14 protein-coding genes are annotated in these 19,809 nt (G+C 72.8%); 8 read left to right on the top strand and 6 right to left on the bottom strand.

Features of this window, described 5'->3' with window-relative positions; translation table 11 throughout:
• The first annotated feature begins 1 nt into the window (after position 1).
• The 6 genes from ACIQ1J_RS08640 to ACIQ1J_RS08615 all read left to right on the top strand — a co-directional run bounded on the left by ACIQ1J_RS08640 (position 2) and on the right by ACIQ1J_RS08615 (position 6,257).
• The gene (locus ACIQ1J_RS08640) at positions 2-2,824 is read left to right on the top strand and encodes an NHLP bacteriocin export ABC transporter permease/ATPase subunit (RefSeq protein ID WP_403555318.1); all 2,823 of its coding nucleotides are present in this window, start codon (positions 2-4) and stop codon (positions 2,822-2,824) included.
• A 137-nt stretch (positions 2,825-2,961) separates the two neighbouring features.
• The gene (locus tag ACIQ1J_RS08635) at positions 2,962-3,972 is read left to right on the top strand and encodes a Ppx/GppA family phosphatase (protein ID WP_403555316.1); all 1,011 of its coding nucleotides are present in this window, start codon (positions 2,962-2,964) and stop codon (positions 3,970-3,972) included.
• A 96-nt stretch (positions 3,973-4,068) separates the two neighbouring features.
• The gene (locus ACIQ1J_RS08630) at positions 4,069-4,248 is read left to right on the top strand and encodes a hypothetical protein (protein ID WP_210958198.1); all 180 of its coding nucleotides are present in this window, start codon (positions 4,069-4,071) and stop codon (positions 4,246-4,248) included.
• A gap of 55 nt (positions 4,249-4,303) precedes the next feature.
• Positions 4,304-5,335 (top strand): iron-containing redox enzyme family protein, encoded by a 1,032-nt coding sequence (locus ACIQ1J_RS08625; RefSeq protein WP_210958197.1) that lies wholly within the window; start codon positions 4,304-4,306, stop codon positions 5,333-5,335.
• 30 nt (positions 5,336-5,365) lie between these two features.
• A complete protein-coding gene (locus tag ACIQ1J_RS08620) occupies positions 5,366-6,010 on the top strand; it encodes a HemK2/MTQ2 family protein methyltransferase (protein WP_210958196.1) in 645 nt (214 codons plus the stop codon).
• Positions 5,991-6,257 carry a CDGSH iron-sulfur domain-containing protein gene (locus ACIQ1J_RS08615; RefSeq protein WP_403555313.1) on the top strand — a complete coding sequence of 89 codons (267 nt, stop codon included), beginning with the start codon at positions 5,991-5,993 and terminating at the stop codon, positions 6,255-6,257. The genes ACIQ1J_RS08620 and ACIQ1J_RS08615 overlap by 20 nt, the downstream gene beginning before the upstream one ends.
• 144 nt (positions 6,258-6,401) lie before the next feature.
• On the opposite strand, the gene ACIQ1J_RS08610 is transcribed toward ACIQ1J_RS08615, so the two are convergent.
• Positions 6,402-6,836: a protease inhibitor gene (locus ACIQ1J_RS08610; protein ID WP_403555311.1), complete on the bottom strand. Its 435-nt coding sequence runs from the start codon at positions 6,834-6,836 to the stop codon at positions 6,402-6,404.
• Between the two features lie 360 nt (positions 6,837-7,196).
• On the opposite strand from ACIQ1J_RS08610, the gene ACIQ1J_RS08605 reads away from it, so the two are divergent.
• Complete coding sequence (locus ACIQ1J_RS08605) at positions 7,197-8,366, top strand: lactate 2-monooxygenase (RefSeq protein WP_403555309.1); 1,170 nt, start codon at positions 7,197-7,199, stop codon at positions 8,364-8,366.
• Between the two features lie 174 nt (positions 8,367-8,540).
• On the opposite strand, the gene ACIQ1J_RS08600 is transcribed toward ACIQ1J_RS08605, so the two are convergent.
• From ACIQ1J_RS08600 to ACIQ1J_RS08580, 5 genes are all read right to left on the bottom strand, one after another.
• On the bottom strand, positions 8,541-10,148 hold the full coding sequence (locus tag ACIQ1J_RS08600; RefSeq protein ID WP_403555307.1) for an RICIN domain-containing protein: 1,608 nt from the start codon (positions 10,146-10,148) through the stop codon (positions 8,541-8,543).
• Positions 10,149-10,647: 499 nt separating this feature from the next.
• Positions 10,648-11,025: a toxin Doc gene (locus tag ACIQ1J_RS08595; protein WP_210958191.1), complete on the bottom strand. Its 378-nt coding sequence runs from the start codon at positions 11,023-11,025 to the stop codon at positions 10,648-10,650.
• A gap of 3 nt (positions 11,026-11,028) precedes the next feature.
• Positions 11,029-11,277: a hypothetical protein gene (locus tag ACIQ1J_RS08590; protein ID WP_210958190.1), complete on the bottom strand. Its 249-nt coding sequence runs from the start codon at positions 11,275-11,277 to the stop codon at positions 11,029-11,031.
• A gap of 98 nt (positions 11,278-11,375) precedes the next feature.
• Positions 11,376-13,619, bottom strand: a complete 2,244-nt coding sequence (locus ACIQ1J_RS08585; protein ID WP_403555304.1) for a glycoside hydrolase family 9 protein — start codon at positions 13,617-13,619, stop codon at positions 11,376-11,378.
• Positions 13,620-13,777: 158 nt separating this feature from the next.
• Positions 13,778-16,864 (bottom strand): glycoside hydrolase family 2 TIM barrel-domain containing protein, encoded by a 3,087-nt coding sequence (locus ACIQ1J_RS08580; protein WP_403555301.1) that lies wholly within the window; start codon positions 16,862-16,864, stop codon positions 13,778-13,780.
• A 264-nt stretch (positions 16,865-17,128) separates the two neighbouring features.
• On the opposite strand from ACIQ1J_RS08580, the gene ACIQ1J_RS08575 reads away from it, so the two are divergent.
• The gene (locus tag ACIQ1J_RS08575) at positions 17,129-19,507 is read left to right on the top strand and encodes a SpoIIE family protein phosphatase (RefSeq protein WP_403555299.1); all 2,379 of its coding nucleotides are present in this window, start codon (positions 17,129-17,131) and stop codon (positions 19,505-19,507) included.
• Positions 19,508-19,809 lie beyond the last annotated feature (302 nt).

Here is a 19,809-nt window from a genome sequence, read left to right as displayed (position 1 = left end):
GATGAGAGCCGTGCAAGAGGGACAGGGCGACCTCGTCCTCGGGGCGCTCGGCTCGCTGGGCACCCGCGTCGACTGCGCCGGGTTCAACCGCCTGGACCTGGAGGGTCCGCAGGTGCTGTGGCTGGTGGCGTCCGGCGCGGTCGACCTGTTCGCGGTGGACGCCGGGGAACAGGGCCACTGGCACCACCTGGGCCGCCTGGAGGCGGGGTCGGTGCTGCTCGGGCCGGTCGCCGGGCCCCAGCACACGCTGGTCGCGCGTCCGCTGCGGGACTGCGTGGTGCACCGCATCGGACTGCGCGAGCTGTACCAGCCGGCGAGCACCCAGACCTGGTCGTACGACGAGTACGGCAACCCCCAGTACGTACCGCCGACGACGAGCCCGCTGGAGTACGCCCTCGCCCTGGGTGTGGGCCGCGGCCTGACCGTTCTCTTCCAGGCGCCGATGGCCACGGAGCGGGCCGCGGCGCCCACCGACGACGACGTGTTCTGGATGCAGGTGCCGCCCGGCAGCGTGCAGTACGGGGCGCTGTACGGCGACGAGGCGGCCGCCGACCTGCTGATGGACCCGGCGCTGTGGCAGAGCCTGGTCGATCAGCAGTACCGCCTGCTGACCACGCTGGACCGCTGGATCGAGCAGCTGGAGCGCACCCACGAGGACCGTACGGCGGCCGGTATCAAGGCCGGTGAGGCGGTGCGCGCCCAGGCCGACCGGACCCTGCTGGCCTCCATCGGCAAACGGTCGGGGCCGCGCGCCACGGCCGCCGACGCCGACGCCACGTACGCGGCGTGCAAGCTGGTCGCCCGTGCCGCCGGCATCCCGCTCGCCGAGCCCGCGCAGAACGGCACGGAGAGCGACCGGCTCGACCCGGTGGAGCGGGTCGCCGTCGCCTCGCGCGTGCGCACCCGGACCGTGCGGCTGGACGGGCGCTGGTGGCGGGACGACGTCGGTCCGCTGATCGGTCACCGCGCCCTGTCGGGAGCGCCGGTGGCGCTGCTGTGGCGGCGCGGCGGCTATGCGGCCGTCCACCCCGCGACCGGCCGCGAGACGCCGGTCGAGAAGGCGAACGCCGAGGAGTTCGAGCCGCGAGCGGTGATGTTCTACCGGCCGCTGCCCGAGCACCGGCTCAGCCCGTTGCGGCTGCTGCGGTTCTGCATGCGGGGCACGCGCGGCGATCTGACCGGTCTGCTGCTCGCCGGACTGGTGACGGTGGGGCTCGGCGCGCTGGTGCCGATCGCGACCGGCAAGGTGCTCGGTGAGTTCGTGCCGAAGGCGCAGACCGGGTTGATCGTGCAGGTCTGCCTCGCGGTGATGCTGAGCAGCGTCGTCGCGGCGGCCTTCATGCTGATGCAGAACCTCACCATCCTGCGGCTGGAAGGACGTGTGGAGGCGACCCTCCAGCCCGCGGTGTGGGACCGGCTGCTGCGGCTGCCGACGAAGTTCTTCACCGAGCGCTCCACCGGTGAGCTGGCCAGCGCGGCCATGGGCATCAGCGCGATCCGCAGACTGCTGGCGGGCGTCGGTCCGACGGTGGCCCAGTCGGTGACCGTCGGGGCGATGAACCTGGGGCTGCTGCTCTGGTACAGCGTGCCGATGGCGCTCGCGGCGATCGGCATGCTGGTGGTCGTGGCCGCCGTGTTCCTGGGGCTCGGGCTGTGGCAGGTGCGCTGGCAGCGGCGGCTGGTCAAGCTCACCAACAAACTGAACAACCAGGCGTTCCAGACCCTGCGCGGGCTGCCCAAACTGCGCGTCGCGGCGGCCGAGAACTACGCGTACGCGGCGTGGGCGGAGCAGTTCGCGCGCAGTCGTGAGCTGCAGCAGCAGGCGGGGCGGATCAAGAACCTGAACGCGGTGCTCGGCGCGGTGTACCTGCCGTTGTGCACGCTGCTGATGTTCATGCTGCTGGCGGGTCCGGCGCGCGGTTCGATGTCGGCGGCCGAGTTCCTCACCTTCAACGCTGCGGTGACGATGCTGCTGACCTCGGTCACGCAGCTGACCGGTGCGTTCGTGTCGGCGGTGGCCGCGCTGCCGCTGTTCGAGGAGATCAGGCCGGTGCTGGACGCCACGCCCGAGGTGCGTACGGGGAGCACCCGGCCGGGGCCGCTGTCCGGGGCGGTCGAGGCGCGGCGGCTGTCCTTCCGGTACACCGACGACGGGCCGCTGGTCCTGGACGACGTGTCCTTCGGTATCCGGCCGGGTGAGTTCGTGGCGGTCGTCGGCCCCAGCGGCTGCGGCAAGTCGACCCTGCTGAGGCTGCTCATCGGCTTCGACCGGCCGCTGTCGGGCAGCGTCCTGTACGACGGCCAGGATCTCGCCGCGCTCGACCAGTCGGCGGTGCGCCGGCAGTGCGGGGTGGTGCTCCAGCACGCGCAGCCGTTCACCGGCTCGATCCTGGACGTCATCTGCGGCACCGAGCCGTACACGCCGGAGGAGGTGATGGCGGCGGCCGAGATGGCGGGGCTCGCGGAGGACATCAGGCGGATGCCGATGGGCCTGCACACGATCGTCTCGGGCAGCGGGGCGGTCTCCGGGGGCCAGCGGCAGCGGCTGATGATCGCGCAGGCGCTGATCCGCCGGCCGCGCGTCCTCTTCTTCGACGAGGCGACCAGTGCCCTGGACAACGAGACGCAGCGCACGGTGATCGAGTCCACCAAGGCCCTCAACGCCACCCGGATCGTCATCGCCCACCGTCTGTCCACGGTGCTGGACGCCGACCGCGTGATCGTGATGGAGGACGGCAAGGTCGCCCAGCAGGGCCCGCCCGCCGAGCTGCTCGCGGACACCGGCGGCCGGTTGCACGAGCTGGTACGGCGGCAGCTGGCCTGACGGGCCGCCCACCGGGCCGGCCGTACGGCTGGGCGGCGCCCGGCCCGGTGGGCGGCCCGCGCTCCGGAGCGTCCGGTTTCCGGCCGTACCGCCCCGGTGGCCGTCTGACCGGCGCCAGAATGGGTACCTGCGCCTTCATGCGTATCAGCGTGGTGGATGTGGGATCGAACACGGTCCGGCTCATGGTGGCGGACGCGGAGGGCGGGGTACCGCTGCCGGTCCACACCGCGAAGTGGCGGCTGCGGCTGTCCGAGCAGGTCAAGCCGGGCGGCCCGGTCCCCGAGGAGGCCGTGGAGCGGCTCGCGGAGGCGGTCACCGACGCGAGCCGGACGGCGGCCCGCTGGGGAGCGGCCGACCCGCTGGCCTTCGCGACCGCCGTGGTACGCGCCGCGCCCAACCGCCGCGAGGTGCTGCGCACTGTCCGGGCCCGTACGGGCATCGCCCTGTGCACCCTGCCGGGCGAGGTGGAGGCGGAGCTGACGTTCCTGGGGGCCCGGCGCTGGATGGGCTGGCGGGCGGGACCGCTCGCCCTGCTCGACATAGGAGGCGGCTCGCTGGAGGTCGCCTTCGGCCGCGGCCGGCTGCCCGACTTCGTGGCCTCGCTGCCACTGGGGGCGGCACGGCTGACCCACGAGTTCCTCGACGGCGGCGAGGACGCGCCGGAGCCGGAGCAGGTCCGGACGCTGCGCCGCAAGGTCCGCCATCAGCTGCGGGACGTCGCGGCGCGGATCCGCTGGGAGGGGCCGCGTACCGCGGTGGCCACCTCACGGACCTTCCAGCAGCTCGGACGGCTGTGCGGGGCCCTGCCCGGCCGGCACGGCCCCTTCGTGGAGCGGCAGATGCGCTGCTCGGACCTGGGAGAGGCGATCGGCCGGCTGGCCGCGCTGACCGCCGTCGAGCGGGCCCGGCTGCCCGGCATCTCCGCACCGCGGGCGGCGCAGAGCCTGGCCGGGGCGGTGGTCGGGCACACGGCGATGAAGCTGACCGGGCTGGAAACGGTCACGCTCTGTCCCTGGGCGATCCGCGAGGGTGTCCTGCTGCGCCACATCGAGGACGGCCCGTCCTGGTGGGCGGAGGTCATCCGCCGCAACGAAGAGGCCCACCTGCCGACCCCGGCGCCCCTGCGCGTGGCGAGCACGCCCGGCTGACCACGCGACCGGTCCCGCCCCCCGGCCGGGAACGAGCCGGTAGCAGGCCAGGACAGGCCGGAAACGAACGAACAGTGCGACGAAGAGGAGACCTTCGTGTCCCAGAACGACGACCGCGACCACAAGCAGCCCGAGACGGCCATCGAGGAGGTCCTGCGCGAGATCGAGGAGGCCAGGCCCCGCGACGCGGAGTCCGACGAGGGCCCGCGCCGGGGCGAGGCGGGCGACGCCACCTCGCCCAACGCCGGGGCCCAGAAGGACTCCGAGGGCGAGTGACGCGTCACTGAGCGCGGTCGGGGTGCGACGGCGGTGTCCGGGTACTCGCGACTCCATGGAGTACGACCGCGAAGGACCACAGTTGCCGACGGCCCGGGGCCCGCTCTCCGCGGCCGTTGGCGCGTACCTGCTCGGGACGGGCCCGCTGCCCGGCCCGCAGGTCGTCGCCGCCGCGCAGGCGTACGGCGACGACCTCCAGCTCGCCCTGTACCAGTGCTACGAGTTGCATTACCGGGGTTTCGCCGGTGTCTCGCCCGGCCTCGAGTGGGACCCGGACCTGCTGCGCACCCGGGCCGCGCTGGAGCACCGCTTCCTGTCCGCGCTGCGCGCCGACACCGAGGTCCACGACAGCGTGGAGGAAGCGGTCGGGGCGCTGCTCGTCGAACCGGTCGACGGGCAAGGCGTCAGCCACTTCCTGCGGGACGAGGGCGAGTTGTGGCACCTGCGCGAGTATGCGGCCCAGCGCTCCCTGTACCACCTGAAGGAGGCCGACCCGCACGCCTGGGTGCTGCCCCGGCTGTGGGGGCGCGCGAAGGCGGCGATGGCGGCGGTGGAGTTCGACGAGTACGGCGGTGGCCGGCCCGACCGGGTGCACGCCCGTCTGTTCGCCGGCCTGATGCGGGACCTGGGCCTGGACACCACGTACGGGCGTCATCTCGACGCGGCCTCCGCCGAGTGCCTGGCCACGGTGAACATGATGTCCCTGTTCGGCCTGCACCGTGCCCTGCGCGGCGCCCTGGTGGGCCATTTCGCGGCGGTCGAGATCACCTCGTCGCCCGGTTCCCGGCGGCTCGCCGAGGCGATGCGCCGCACCGGCGCCGGGCCCGCCGCCGAGCACTTCTACGACGAGCACGTCGAGGCCGACGCGGTGCACGAGCAGATCGTGCGGCACGAGGTGATCGGCGGCCTGCTGGAGCAGGAGCCGCACCTCGCGGCGGACGTCGCCTTCGGTATCGACGCCACCGGGTACGTCGAGGACCGGTTCGGCGCCCGGCTGCTCGCCGACTGGCGGGCCGGCCGGTCGTCCCTGCGTACAGCGCTGCCCGACCCACGCCGCGAACCTTCCGGTATCTCCCATATTTCGTGACGGCCGGGGTACGTGGGTTCCGTGAATTTCATGGTGCTACCGGGCGTCTATGCCCCTCAGGAGGACACCGCCCTGCTGGCCGGGGCGCTGTCCGACGAGTCGCTCCCACCCGGCGCGGCCGTACTCGACGTGGGGACCGGCACGGGCGCCCTGGCCCTGGCGGCGGCACGGCGGGGCGCGCGGGTGACCGCGGTGGACGTGTCGTGGCGCGCGGTGTGGGCGGCCCGGGTGAACGCCGCCCGTGCCGGCCTGCGGATCCGCGTCCGGCACGGGAACCTCTTCACGCCCGTACGCGGTGAGCCGTTCGACCTCGTGCTGGCCAATCCGCCCTACGTACCGGCGCCGGGCGACGGCCGTCCGCCGCGAGGTGCGGCGCGGGCCTGGGACGCGGGCCACGACGGGCGGCTGGTCCTGGACCGGATCTGCCGGGAGGTGCCCGCCCTCCTGCGTCCGGGTGGTGTGCTGCTGCTGGTGCAGTCGGCGCTCAGTGACCCCGGGCGGACCGTCGGGCTGCTGCGTGAGGCGGGACTGAAGGCCGCGGTGACCCGGCGGCAGCGGATCGCGTTCGGGCCCGTGGTGCGCGGCCGGGCACGCTGGCTGCGGCAGCGCGGGCTGCTGTCCCTGTCCGACAACGAGGAAGAACTGGTGGTCGTCCGTGCCGAACTCCCCGTCTGACACCCCTCGCCCGTCTGACACCCCTCGCCCGTCCGGCGCCGCGCGCCGGATCAAGGTCCAGCGCCGGGGGCCGCTGCTGGTGGAAGGTCCGGTGGAGGTGGAGCTGGAGGACGGGACGACGGTCTCGTCCGACCGCTTCCGGGTCGCGCTGTGCACCTGTCGCCGTAGCCGGCGCTTCCCCTGGTGCGACACCAGCCACCGCGCCAGGTCGTCCGGGACGGGGGACGGGCCGGCGGCTGCGGGCTGACGGTTCTCGTCCTGCTGGAGAGCGGCGGACGGCCCCACTCCGTCCGCCGCTCCCGGTGCGGGACCGCTGGTTCCGTACGGCGGCGCTCGCACTCCCCAGTAGCGAGCCGCCGGTCACGCCGCACGGACCGGGCGGTCCCGGTCCTCAGAACGTGAAGACGCTCGCGCTGCCCGCGTTCTTCACGCACTCGTTGGCGAAGGTGCGCTCGTAGGAGACGTGCCGGCCCCGCCAGACCCCGTCGACGGTGACGACCACGGGGGCGTACTCCCGGGTGCACAGCACGCCGTCGTCCGCGGCCAGGGCGTCGAAGTCGCCGCCCGCGCCGCGCAGTTCCGCGCAGGCCGCTTCGACGGCGGGATGGGTTCCGGAAGCCTCCGGGGCGCAGGTCAGGGTGACCGCGCGTACCGGTGCGGCGGTGGCAGCGCTCTCTCCGTGCCCCACGGTCAGCACGAGGGCCGAGGGGGCGTAGAGCGACGCGGGGGCGATGGCCGGGGAGGCGATGGAGGCCCCGGCGAGGGGCCCGCAGACGGCGGTGGCCGTCAGGCCCAGAGTCGCTGCCCAGCGCGCGGTGTTCCGCATTGTGTGCATCCTTCCGCTCGATATGAGGGTGTCGCCGGCCCAGCTCGGTCGGTGCCGGAACGGCGAGCGCGAGTCTGCCGAGTCCGTCGCCGAAAATCATCTCGACCCCATGGGATTCGGTAACCTTGCGTATTGAATCAGTGGCGTGAAGTCACGAGATTCGAACGTTCCAAGTCCGGAACGAGGCGGGTCTTGATCGGTTATTGAGACCTGAACTGGCCGAATGGCGTGATCCACACCTTCGCCAATAGGCCTGAAACATCCCTGAAACAGGGCTGTTCCCCCTGACGGCCGACCTCGGCATACTCGCCGGTATGGTGCTGACGGCGCGAGCTCGACGACGAGAGGCGGTACCTGGGGATGGCGAAGCACTGGGCGGACTTCCAGTACGAGATCTATCTCAACGGGATGACGGGTGCCGTGCCGCGGCTGCCCACGGACCTGACCCGGCTGGAGGAGCTCACCGAGCGACGCCTCGGTCCCGGCCCCGTCGGATACGTCGCGGGCGGCGCGGGTGACGGCAGCACCGCGCGCGCCAACCGGGCGGCCCTCGACCGGCGCCGGATCGTCCCGCGCATGCTGCGGGACGTGCACGAACGGGATCTCTCGGTCGAGGTGCTGGGCCGCTCCCTGCCCGCTCCGCTGGCGCTGGCACCGGTCGGTGTCCTGTCGATCATGCATCCGGAGGCGGAGCCGGCCGCCGCCCGGGCCGCCGCCGCGCAGGGCGTGCCGTACATCCTGTCCTCGGCGTCGAGCACGCCCATGGAGCAGGTCGCCGAGGCGATGGGCGACGCCGAGCGCTGGTTCCAGCTGTACTGGCCGAAGGACCGCGAGGTGGCCCGCAGTTTCCTGGACCGGGCGAAGGCGGCGGGATACAGCTCGCTGTTCGTCACGCTGGACACGCCGCTGCTGTCCTGGCGCCCGCGCGATCTCGACCAGGCGTACCTGCCGTTCCTGCACGGGGTGGGCACCGCCAACTACTTCTCCGACCCGGCGTTCCGCGCGGGATTGGCGAAGCCGGTGCACGAGGACCCGAACGCGGCCGTGATGCACTTCGTCGGCATGTTCTCCGATCCCGCCAAGTCCTGGCCGGATCTGGCGTTCCTGCGGGAGAACTGGGACGGCCCGATCGTTCTCAAGGGCGTCCTGCACCCGGACGACGCCCGGCTCGCCGCCGACGCCGGGATGGACGGCGTGGTGGTTTCCAACCACGGCGGCCGTCAGGTGGCGGGCTCCGTCGCGGCGGCCGATGCCCTGCCGCGCGTGGTGGAGGCGGCCGGCGACCGGCTCACCGTGCTGTTCGACAGCGGTGTCCGCACAGGTGACGACGTCTTCAAGGCGCTGGCGCTCGGCGCCCGAGCGGTACTTCTCGGCCGCCCCTACGTCTACGGTCTCGGCCTCGACGGACAGGCGGGCGTCGAGCACGTGATCCGCTGCCTGCTCGCCGAACTCGACCTCACCCTGGCCCTTTCCGGGCACGCCTCTCCCACCACGCCCGGCCCCGCCGACCTCGTCGAGGATCCCGCCTGACCCGCCGGGGAGACGTCCTGACCCGCCGGCGCCGGGGAGACGCCCCCGCGACCGCCTCGCCCCGCCCCGCCCGGCGGCCGTGGTGGCGGCGCGGGGCTCGCCGCCACCAGCGCGGAAACGGCCCCGCACCCCTCAGGAGCGCCGTCCGGCGCACCCGACGCCGTCCGGCCCGCCTCAGCCGCCCGGCAGCTCCACGCGACGGGCGTCCGGGGCGCCGGTACCGGCGATCGACAGGGAACCCTCCGCCGTCGGTACCGGGTCGGTCCGCCAGCGCTGTCCGTCGGAGCCGTCGTGGATCTCGACGACGATGTCGGCGTCCGGGGCACCCGTGGTGGCGGCGAGGGCCAGCTGCTTCTGCCGGCGCGGCACCAGCTCCCCCCGCCCGGTCAGGTCGTAGCGCACGTCGTCGCCCCGCTCGGTGCCCTCGTCGGCGCAGGTACCGAGAATGACGACTCCGGCGTCCGCCTGCGAGTCCAGACACAGCCCCGGGTCGGCGACGCTGCGCAGCAGCCCGTCGTCCTCGTAGGCCCACTGCTGGGTCCACGCCTCGGAGCATGTCGCCAGCCGGGCACCCGCGCCGGCCTTCGGCTCGCCCCGGACGTCGAGGCACAGGTCCGCGGCGACGCTGCGCAGCCGCGTCCGGTCCGCCGCCGTGGGCAGCCCGGCCGCGCCGGGCGGTTTCGGGCGACTGGTCCCGGACGTGTTTCCGTCCTCGCCGACGGCGCTGGTGGAGGCGGCCGGATCGGCGCCACCGCCGTCGTACGACCACACACTGACCACGAGCACGATCGCCAGCACTCCGGCCGAGGCGGCGCCGAGCTGCCTGAGCATCGACCGGCCGGAACGCGACCGGCCCGGCACTCCGCGCACGGGCACGGGGATCCGGGCCAGCAGCCCGGGGCGTCCGCCGCGGTGCCGTGCGGCGCCCTTGGCGAGCGCGCCCAGCGTCGCGCGTCCCGGACGGGAGTCGAGATAGCGCCGGGCACCCCAGCCGAGCACGGCTTCGGCGATCAGCGTGCCCAACTCGCGCTCGAAGTGGCTGAGTTGTTCGGCCGCGTGCCGGCAGTGGCGGCAGTCCGCCAGGTGCTTCCGGACGTCCGGCAGCAGGGCGCCGCCCCGGCGGATCGGGACATCGAGGAGACGGCTGTGGAAGCGGCAGTCCTGGGTCGGCGCGAGTTGCCGATGCGCGTGCAGACAACCCTCGCGGAATTTCTCACGCGCTTGTTCGAGTGTGGCCGACGCGGTGTCGGTATCCATGCCGAGCAGACCGGCCGGGACGCTTATGGGCTCACCCTCGACCTCCGTGTGCCACAGCAAACAACGGGCCGGTCCCGGAAGGGAAGCGAATGCGCGTGCGGCAAGCGTTCGGTTTTCCGGAGTCAGGGACTTCGCGGCCCGCATACCACGTCCGCCCGCGGGTTTGAGCAACTGCGGGAGAACGACGGATATCCCGTCGTCGGCGGACCACTGCCGGACCGTGTCCCGGACGGCCACCAGCAGTCGCGGCCGCAGGGCCGTGGCGGGCTCGCCCCCGGCGAGCCGGTCCAGGACCCGGTGCCAGGCGGCGGCGGTGACCATGGCGGTCACCTGGGCGGAGGTGGCGAGGCAGATGGTCGCGTAGTCGTGGGCGGGCTGCCAGTGGCGGGCCATCAGTAGCGCGGCGGTCCGGGACGCCTCGCTCTCCGGGCCGTCCCTGAGCCGCGCGGCCAGCGACTCGTCGGACTCCCCGGGGTCCCCGCCGGAGGGCGGGTACGCGGGTCGAGGGGGGTGGGGGGTGGGCACTGAGATGTTTCCTTCCCACGCGCAGGTGACTCAGAAGTTCTGATCGCCGAAAAGCAACCCCAGATTGGTGTATACCTTTTGGGCGCGGTGTGGGGAGCGTGAATTCGCCACGGCGAAAACGGACCTGGTTCATCAAGACGCGTGCGAGACCCGGCCTTTACCCCCCCGCACGAGTGCTTCACTCTCGCACAAACCACTCATGGTCAACAAGGCGACCGGGCAACATGCGTCCGCCTTTGAAAGAAGGTCAGATTCCGCGGCAACTCACGTGGCCGGCACCTGCTTTCGGCTTTCTTCACGCGCCCCGTGTGAAACACGTGCACGCGCCGGTGCGCCGCGCACGCTCCCGGCGCGCGCCCCGGCGTAGTGGACTGGCCGCGGCCCTTCTCGGAAGGCCCCGCGCGGGTCGGCGGCTCTCCTGCGCGAGCGGGCCGCCGACCCCGTTCCTCCCGCCCTCGGTCGGTGGCCGCGAGAAGGGGCCGCGCCGGCCGGCCGGGATTCAGATCTGCCAGGAACGCAGCCGGTCGGCCGCGCCGTAGACGTCGGCCCCGCCGGACATCAGGTCACGCGTGAGGTCGACCAGGGCGCCGTAGGGCGGGTCGATGCCGACGCCGCTGGCGAACATGTAGGCGACGGCGGTCGCGCAGGCGAAGCGGGCGTTGGCCGAGGGCAGGGGCTTGAGCACGACGAGCGTGTGCAGCAGGGCGGCTGCCCGCCAGGCCGGGTCGGGGTCCACCCCGAGGCGGGGCGGGTCGACGCGGTGCCGGGCGACGGCGGCGACCAACGCGGAGAAGTCGTTGACGGTGGGCTGCTCCGGCAGCACTTCCTCATGGCGCTGGAGCAGCCAGGGCACGTCGATGTGCAGGACCGGCGCCATGGGTCAGGCGGCCCGCCCCTCGCCCGTGACGGACGGTGGCTCGTCGTCGGGAAAGGCGGCCGCGAACTCGTCGGCGTGGGCAGAGAAGAATTGGCGGAACGCCTCCGCGCCCTCCTGCAGCGCCCGGTGCCGGGCTATGTCGGCGGCGGCGGCCTCCCGCACGAGCGCCTTCATCGACGTACCGCGTTCCTTGGCGATCTGCCGAAGGTCCTCGAGCTCGCGGTCGCTGAACTCCACGTTCAGAGCTGGCATGCCTCCCACGGTACCGCGCGGGTACTGACCCGTAAATACGCGCAGGTCAGAACGGTGTCACGACGGTACCGCGGGAGGCGGGCGGAGCGGTGGTGCGGTCAGCTCTGGTCCGCCACGAAGGAGGCCATGCGGGCCAGTGCGGCGTTCCAGTTGATGGTGTGCTCGTTGGTCGACCAGGACTGGATGTCGTCGATGAAGCAGAACTGGGCGACACAGCCCTGGAGTTTGCTCTGTGCGTAGGGGTCCTGGATGTTCGAGTTCGGCCCGCCGGACAGGGTGCCGTCGGGCGGGGCCGGCAGCGCCGGGTCGAGCTGCTTGGCGTACCAGCGGCTGTGCTGGTTGTGGGCGTTGACCTCGCCGTAGCCGGTGACGTACGACATGTTCAGCGCGTTGCGGCCCAGGATGTAATCCATGCTCTGGAGGGCGCCGTCACGGTACTTCGAGCCGCCGGTGATGTCGTAGGCGGTGGCGAGGACGACCGCGTTGTTGAGGATCTGGTGGCTGGAGCCCCAGTCGTAGACGTTGCCCTCGGGGGCGTAGGGCATGCCGTACGGATGCGCCTTGAGCGTGGCCAGGTACTGGTCGGCGCCCTGGACGACGGAGCGGCGTACCTTGTCCCGGCCGGGGAGCCGGTTGGGCACGGTCGCCAGGTCCAGCCGGGCCGCCGCCGCGGTGCGGGCCCAGTCGAAGCCGAGCGGGCCGAAGATGTCGGCGGTGTGGACCGGGGAGTTGAGCACGTACTCCTTGAAGTCCCGCTCCCCCGTCGTCAGGTACAGCTCGGCGGCGGCCCAGTAGAACTCGTCCTCGACCTGGCCGTCCGGGTAGGCCCCACCGCCGATGCCGTCGCTCTCGTCGGCGAGCACGTCCGGGTGGGCCAGCGCCGCCGCCCATGCCGTGCGGGCCGCGTCGAGCGCCTTCGCGGCGAACTCCCGGTCGTAGGGGCGGTAGAGGCGGGCCGCCTGGGCCGCCGTCGCCGCCAGGTTGAGGGTGGCCGCGGTGGTCGGCGGGTGCAGCTCGCGCTTCTGCGGGTCGTCGCTGGGCAGTAGCGGCAGTCCGGTCCACGCCTCGTCGTGGATCTTGTGGTGGGCCATGCCGGCCAGCGGCTGCCCGTCCGGCACCTGCATCTTCAGCAGGAAGTCCATTTCCCAGCGGACCTCGTCGAGGATGTCCGGCACCTTGTTCCCGCTCTCCGGGATGTCGAGCGTGCCGTCGCCGAGCTTCGACGGCTCCCCGGTGCGGGCGTGCAGCGAGCGCTCGTAGGTGCTGAGCAGCTCCCAGGTGGAGATGCCGCCATTGACGACGTACTTGCCGTGGTCGCCGGCGTCGTACCAGCCGCCGGAGACGTCGAGGGTGTAGTCGCAGACGCCGGGCTGGCAGGGGACCTCGGTGTCGCCCTGGTTGGGTGCCACGCCCACGTGTCCGGCCGGGCGGGCGTAGCCGGGGCGCAGGTCGCCGCTGATCGGGGTGCCGCTGCGCTGGGTGTAGTAGTACTTCGCGGAGTCGGTGCGCAGTCGCTCGTAGGCGGCGGTGCCGATGTCGAAGGGGCGGCTCGTCTCCCCGTCGGCGACCAGCGTGTAGCCCTCGCCGCGCTTCTTGTGGCGGCCGAAGTCGATCGAGTGGACGTTCTGCCCGGAGGAGGCGTCGACGCCGCGCGGCTTGCTCCAGCCGTGGGCGACGACCCGGCCGCCGTCGTCCCTCAGCCGCCAGGGCAGGCGCGAGGTCGCGTCGGTGACCAGCGTGGCGTTCTTCGGGCCGGACGGCAGGTAGCCGACCTGGTTGACCCGGACCCGCGGCCCCGTGTCGGGCACGTGCGGCTCGGGCGCCACACCGCCCAGCAGTGACACGTCGTCGACGCAGAATCGCCAGGGGTCGGGGGTGCCGCCGAGCTGGAAGCCGACCTGGCCCTGGGTGGTGTCGACGGGTGAGGTGAAGGTGTACGAGTAGGTGTTGCCGGAGACGCTCAGCTGCGGGCTGACCTCGTGGTAGGTGTCGTACGGGGACACCGACAGGCCCACGATCGCCCGGACCACGTGGTCGGCGGGCGTGCCGGTCGCGGTGAAGGAGAACCTGTACGACTCCCCCGCGGCCAGGGTGATGTCGTTCTGGCCGACGGCCGCGTCCCAGCGGTTGGCGGTGCCGCCGGGGGCGTCGGCGCACAGCCGGCCGTCGGACACGCCCGCGGTGACGTTGCTGCTCGTCCACCAGGATTCGGTGCCGTTGTCGAAGGTGCCGTTCCTGACCTGCTCGGTCTCCTCGGCTCCGGCCGGGGCGGCGGGCAGCGCGGTGACGGCCGCCGCCAGCAGCGCGGTCAGGGAGACGAGCGCGGTTCTGCGTTTTCTCACGTCTGGGCTCCTCGGGGGAGGTGCGGATGGCGCTCACGTCGAGGGAGGCGCCGGAATGGGAGCGCTCCCAAAAGCGGTCGGGGCCATGCTTGTGGCAGACATGACACCCCGTCAACGGTCCGGACGGGACTGGTTCCCGTCCGGACCCGAGCGACGGCTCAGGCGACGGGCGCCTCCAGGCGGCTGATGCGGATCGCGCCCTTCGGCTCACCGGGGTGGCGGCTGGTCAGTGTGAGGCGGACCCGGGAGCCGCGCACCGGCTCGAAGGTGATGAGCGTGGGCGCGTCGGACGCGGCGGCCCAGTCGGTCCGTGCCCCCTCGGCCGCGCGCCAGGCACGGCCGTCCCAGACGGCGGCCTCGACCGTGGCGGGCAGGCTGTGGGTGGCGTCCACGGTGAAGGAGACCTCGATCCGGTCGTAGGTGCGCCCGCGGCCGTGGTCGACCGAGACCCAGTCCTCGGCGCGGGCTCCTTCGAATGCGGGCAGCAGCGCGGTGGCCGCCTTGTGGAAGCCGTTGGACCAGCCGGTCGCCGGGTCGCCGTCGAGCATGGCGGCGGGGAGCGTGTCGGGGCGGCCGGAGTAACTCGCGTCCGCGTGCGGGAGGTCCGGGGGCGCCGGGTGCTCGGGCCGGAACTCCGCGGCCGGTGTGGTGGCGCGGGACTCGGCGCGGCGGGCGCGCACGGTCGCCGTGTCCGTACGCAGCCCGTCCGCGCGGGCCGTCACCCGTACCGTGCCCGGCCGGGTACCGGACCGCACGATGGCGAGGGCCTTGCCGTGGAAGGCGGTGCGGGTACTGGCCTGGTAGCGCTCGGCGCTCTCCTGGCGGCCGTTGTCGAGTCCGGCGAGGGAGCCGCCCGCGACGTCGAAGGAGAGCAGGTGTTCGGCGCCGGGCACCACCACACCGCGCCGGTCGACCACCTCGGCCGTCACGAAGACCAGGGAGCGGCCGTCCGCGGCGACACTGTCGCGGTCGGGGGTGAGGCGTACGGCGTGCGGCGCCCCCGCGGTGCGCAGGACGTCGGTGGCGACCGCCCTGCCGGCCCGCCGGGCGACGGCCTTCAGTTCGCCCGCTTCGAAGGGCACCTTCCAGGTCAGGTGGAGCTTGCCCGCGCTGCCGTTCGGGCTGGTGTAACTGCCGGGGTAGGGGCCCTCGGTGAAGGTCTTGTCGTCGCCGGTGGCCTCGGTGGTCTCCAGGTACGTCCGGCCGTCGACGGTCTTCTTCGTGTCGAACGTGCGGGTGCCGAGAGACCTGCCGTTCAGGAACAGTTCGACGGTGTCGACGTTGGCGTACGCCCAGACCTCGACCGTGTCGCCCTCGCGGTGGTTCCAGGTCGTCGGCAGCAGGTGGACCATCGGCTCGTCCGTCCACTGGCTCCGGAACAGGTGGTACATGTCCTTCGGGAAGCCGGCGGTGTCGACCGCGCCGAAGAAGGAGGCCTTCACCGGGAAGACGTCGTACGGCGTCGGCTCCCCGATGTAGTCGATGCCGGACCACAGGAACTGGCCGGCGAACCACTTCCGGTCCCGGTCCTTCTTGTGGCCGTACTCGCCGCTCATGGTCCAGGAGGCGAGGTTGTTGTCGTAGGACGAGGTGGCCCGCTTCCCGGGCGTCTGGTTCTCGCCGGTGTTGAGGTGCTCCGGCTCCTGGTAGGTGCCGCGCGTGGAGGTCTCGGACGACGACTCGGACTCGAAGAGGAAGAGGTGCGGGTAGGCCGCGTGCAGGTCGTCCACCGACTTGGCGGTGTTGTAGTTGAGGCCGAGCCCGTCCAGCTTGGTCAGCATCAGGTCGGCCGCGGAGCCCTTGACGGGCATCCGGCGGTACTTGTCGGAGCCGATGACCAGCGGGCGGGTGTCGTCGGCGGCCCGGATGGCGTCGATGACCCGGTCGGCCATGGCGAGTCCGGCGGTGGAGGTGGAGTCGGGGACCTCGTTGCCGATGGACCACATCACCACGGCGGGCGAGTTGCGGGCCGCCAGCACCATCTCGGTGGCGTCCTTCTCGCACCACTCGTCGAAGAACCGGCCGTAGTCGTAGCGGTTCTTTCCGGTGCGCCAGCAGTCGAAGGCCTCCACCAGCATCACGATGCCCATCTCCTCGCAGACCGCGATCGTCTCGGGCGCGGGCGGGTTGTGCGAGGTGCGGAAGGCGTTGACGCCCATCGACTTCATGATGGTCATCTGGCGGCGGATCGCGTCGATGCTCACGGCGGCGCCGAGAGCGCCGAGGTCGTGGTGCAGGTCGACGCCCTTGATCTTGGCGTACCGGCCGTTGAGGTGGAAGCCCTCCTCGGGGTCGACATGGAAGGTGCGGACGCCGAACGGGGTGCGGCAGGTGTCGACGGTCCGGCCGCCGACGCGCAGTTCGGTGTGCAGGGTGTAGCGGTGCGGGGTCGCGAAGTCCCACATCCGGGGGCGGGTGACGGTGAGTTCGTGGGTTTCGTCCGCCTCTTCGGCGACGCGGGCCGTGGAGGTGGCGCGGGCGACGGTGCGTCCGTCCGCGTCCTTGACCGCCGACCGGATCTCGACCTCGCGTGCGGTGCCCGACGCGTTCACGACGGACGTCTCCACTCGGACGACGGCGCGCTCCTCGCTGACCTGCGGTGTGGTGACGTACGTGCCCCAGCGCCGTACGTGCACCGGTTCGGTGACGACGAGGCGGACCTCGCGGTAGATGCCGCTGCCGGAGTACCAGCGACTGCTCGGCAACTGGTTGCGCACCTGGACCGCGAGGACGTTCTCGGTACGGCCGTCGGTGTGCACCAGGTCGGTGAGATCGAGAGCGAAGCCGGTGTAGCCGTAGGGGTGGCGGCCGGCCTCCCGGCCGTTGCAGTGGACGCGCGAGTCCATGTAGACGCCGTCGAACTCGACCGATATCCGTTTCCCGGCGAGGGCGGGCGGCAGGGTGAACGCGAGGCGGTACCAGCCGAGGCCGCCCGGCAGGAAGCCGGTGCCGCTGGTGGTGCCGTGCTCGGTGGTGGGCGTCTGCTCGATGCTCCAGTCGTGCGGGACGGCGACCTCGCGCCACGCCGAGTCGTCGTACGCCGGGTCCGCGGCGCCGGTGGAGTCGTCGGCGGAACCGTCGGGGTCGACCAGCAGGAAGCGCCAGCCGTCGAGCAGGGGGATGGTGCCGCGGCCCGCGCCGCTCTCCGTGGCGTCCGCGGCGTGCGCCGACGGGGCGCCCAGCACCGCACCGGCCGCCGGGGCGGCGGCGGAGGCGATCAGAACCGATCTGCGCGTGACCGTCATGGCGGATCTCCCTCATCAAGCTCATCAGGACCCAGAAGTACTCACAACTGATCGCCAACAAACAGATTCTGACGTCGTGCCACACGCGGCCGTCAAGACCACGGAAAGCTCTTTCTGCCCCGGGCGGCCCGGCCGCTCGGCGGCCTCCGCGTCCCCGGGGCGATCGCGGGCCCGGTGGTTCGGGTCCGCGCGGGGCCCGGACGCACTAAGCTGGGACTCAGGTGACGCGCTGTTCACTGAGGTGTGCGCAATGGAGTGGCGACGATGAGTCCGGTCAACCCGTTCGACGATGCCGCCACGGCCCGAGCAGTCGTCGACGACTCCGGCACCCTGCTGGAGTGGAACGAGGGCGCCAGCCTGCTGCTGGGCCATCCCGCCGCCGAGGTCGTGGGGCGCCCCGCCGCCGGCCTGCTGGCCGACGGCGGCGACGACGCGCCCCCCGGGCCCGGTGACGAGCACTGGAACGGCACCCTGGCGCTGCGGCACCGCGACGGGCACACCGTGTCCGTGTGGGTGCTCGCCCACCGCAGACCGTCGCAGGACGGCGCACCTCGCACGTGGCTCGCCGTCGCCCCCTTGGAGCGCGGCCCCGACCCGGCGGACGACCCGCTGGTCAGAGCAGCTCTCACCCAGGCCCCCTGCGCCATGATGATCTTCGACGACCGGCTCCTGCTGCGCGGCGTCAACGACGCCATGGCGCAGCTCGTCGGACTCCCGCCCGACCGCCTCCGGGGTCTGCGGGCCACCGACATGAGCGGCCGGCCGCAGAACGCGGAACTCGAACGTCACATGCGGCGGGTACTGGCCTCCGGCCACCGGTACGACATGCAGGCCCATCTCAGGGCCGTCGGCGAGAGCCGCGCCCACGCGTGGAACGCCCGTATCGGGCCGCTCACCGACGCCGGCGGCCAGGTCCTCGGCGTGTGCGTGAGCGTCCACGACCTCACGGAGCAGCACCTCGCCCGGGAGCGGCTGCAGCTGGTCAACGAGGCCAGCGTGCGCATCGGCAGCACGCTCGACGTGACCCGTACGGCGCAGGAGCTGGCGGACGTGTGCGTGCCCGCGCTCGCCGACTTCGTGAGCGTCGACCTGCTGGACCCGCTCGAGCACGGCGGTGAGCCCGCCGCCGTGCTCGAGCCGCCGGTCGGCCTGCGCAGGACGGCCCACCGGTCGATCGCCCCGGGCGGCCCGGAGGCGGTGGCCGAACCGGGTCAGCTGGACGCCTACCCGGCCGGCTCGCCCCAGGCCGAATCTCTGCTCTCGGGGCAGGCGATCGTCGCCGCGGATGCCTTCGGCGACCTCGAACGGTGGCTGGCATGGGACCCCGTCCGCCTGCGGCGGGTCAGGGAGTACGGCATCCACTCCACGATGTCCGTGCCGCTCCAGGCCCGCGGCACCACCCTCGGCGTCGCGGTCTTCACCCGGTTCCGGCAGCCCCACCCGTTCACCCACGACGACGTGCTGCTGGCCGAGGAGGTTTCCGCCCGCGCCGCCGTCTGCATCGACAACGCCCGCCGCTACTCACGCGAGCGCGAGGCCACACTGACCCTGCAGCGCAGTCTGCTCCCGCGGTGGCTGCCGCCCACCGCCGCGGTGGATGCGGCCTCCCGCTACCTCCCGGCGGCCCGTTCGGGGGTCGGCGGCGACTGGTTCGACGTCATCCCGCTGTCCGGGATGCGGGTCGCCATGGTCGTCGGGGACGTCGTCGGCCACGGCATCCAGGCCTCGGCCACCATGGGCCGGCTGCGCACCGCCGTCCGCACCCTCGCCGACATCGACCTGACGCCCGACGAGTTGCTCACCCACCTCGACGACCTGGTCGTCCGGCTGTCCGAGGAGTCCGGCGACGACAGCGCGGGCGAGGTCGGCGCCACCTGCCTGTACGCGGTGTACGACCCGGTGTCACGGCACTGCTCCCTGGCCCGGGCCGGGCATCCGCCGCCCGTCCTCGTCCCGCCGGACGGCCCGCCCCAACAGGTCGAGCTGCCCTCGGGCCCCCCGCTGGGCGTGGGCGGGCTGCCGTTCGAGTCCGCCGAGCTGGAGCTGCGCGAGGGCAGCGTGCTGTCGTTCTACACCGACGGGCTGGTCGAGAGCCGGGAACGGGACGCCGACGCCGGTCAGGCGCTGCTGCGCGAGGCACTGGCGGCCCCCGCCGAATCGCTGGACGCGACCTGCGACCGGGTGCTGAACGCCCTGCTCCCCTCGGGCAGCGCCGCCGACGACGTGGCGCTGCTGCTGGCCCGCACCCGGGGGCTGCCGGCCGGTCAGGTCGCGACGTGGGACATCCCGGCCGACCCGTCGCTGGTCGCCCCCGTCCGCAAGCAGGTCGTCGAGCAGTTGTCCGCCTGGGCCCTGCTGGAGGCGTCCTTCACCGCCGAACTGGTCGTGAGCGAGTTGGTCACCAACGCCATCCGGTACGGCTCCCCGCCCATCCGGCTACGGCTGATCCACGACACGGCCACGCTGATCTGCGAGGTCTCCGACACCAGCCACACGGCGCCGCATCTGCGCCGGGCCAAGACCTGGGACGAGGGCGGCCGGGGGCTGCTGCTGGTGGCCCAGCTGACCCAGCGCTGGGGCAGCCGGCACACGACCGAGGGCAAGACGATCTGGGCGGAGCTGGGGCTGCTCGACGAGGCGTGAGCCGGAGGCGTGAGCCGACCCCCGCGGGCGGGCCCTTGGGCAGGACCGCCGGGCCCCCCGCCCGCACCGCCGGAGACGTGAGCCGGAGACGTGAGCCGGAGACGTGAGCCGGAGGACCGCGCCGTAGGAGTACGCCGGAGGACCGCGCCGTAGGACTGCGCCGTAGGACTGCGCCGGAGGACTGCGCCGGAGGACTGCGCCGGATGAGCGCACCACGTCTCCGAGTGCGCCCGTCGTTTCCCGGCCCGCGCGGCGGGACACTCGAAGGCACAGGGCGTACGGTGCCGCCGCGCAGACGGCGG

This window comes from Streptomyces sp. NPDC097107 (genome assembly GCF_044762405.1).
Classification (GTDB): domain Bacteria; phylum Actinomycetota; class Actinomycetes; order Streptomycetales; family Streptomycetaceae; genus Streptomyces; species Streptomyces thinghirensis.
Note: the sequence above shows the minus strand (reverse complement) of the source record. Positions and strands in the feature narration are given on the sequence as shown.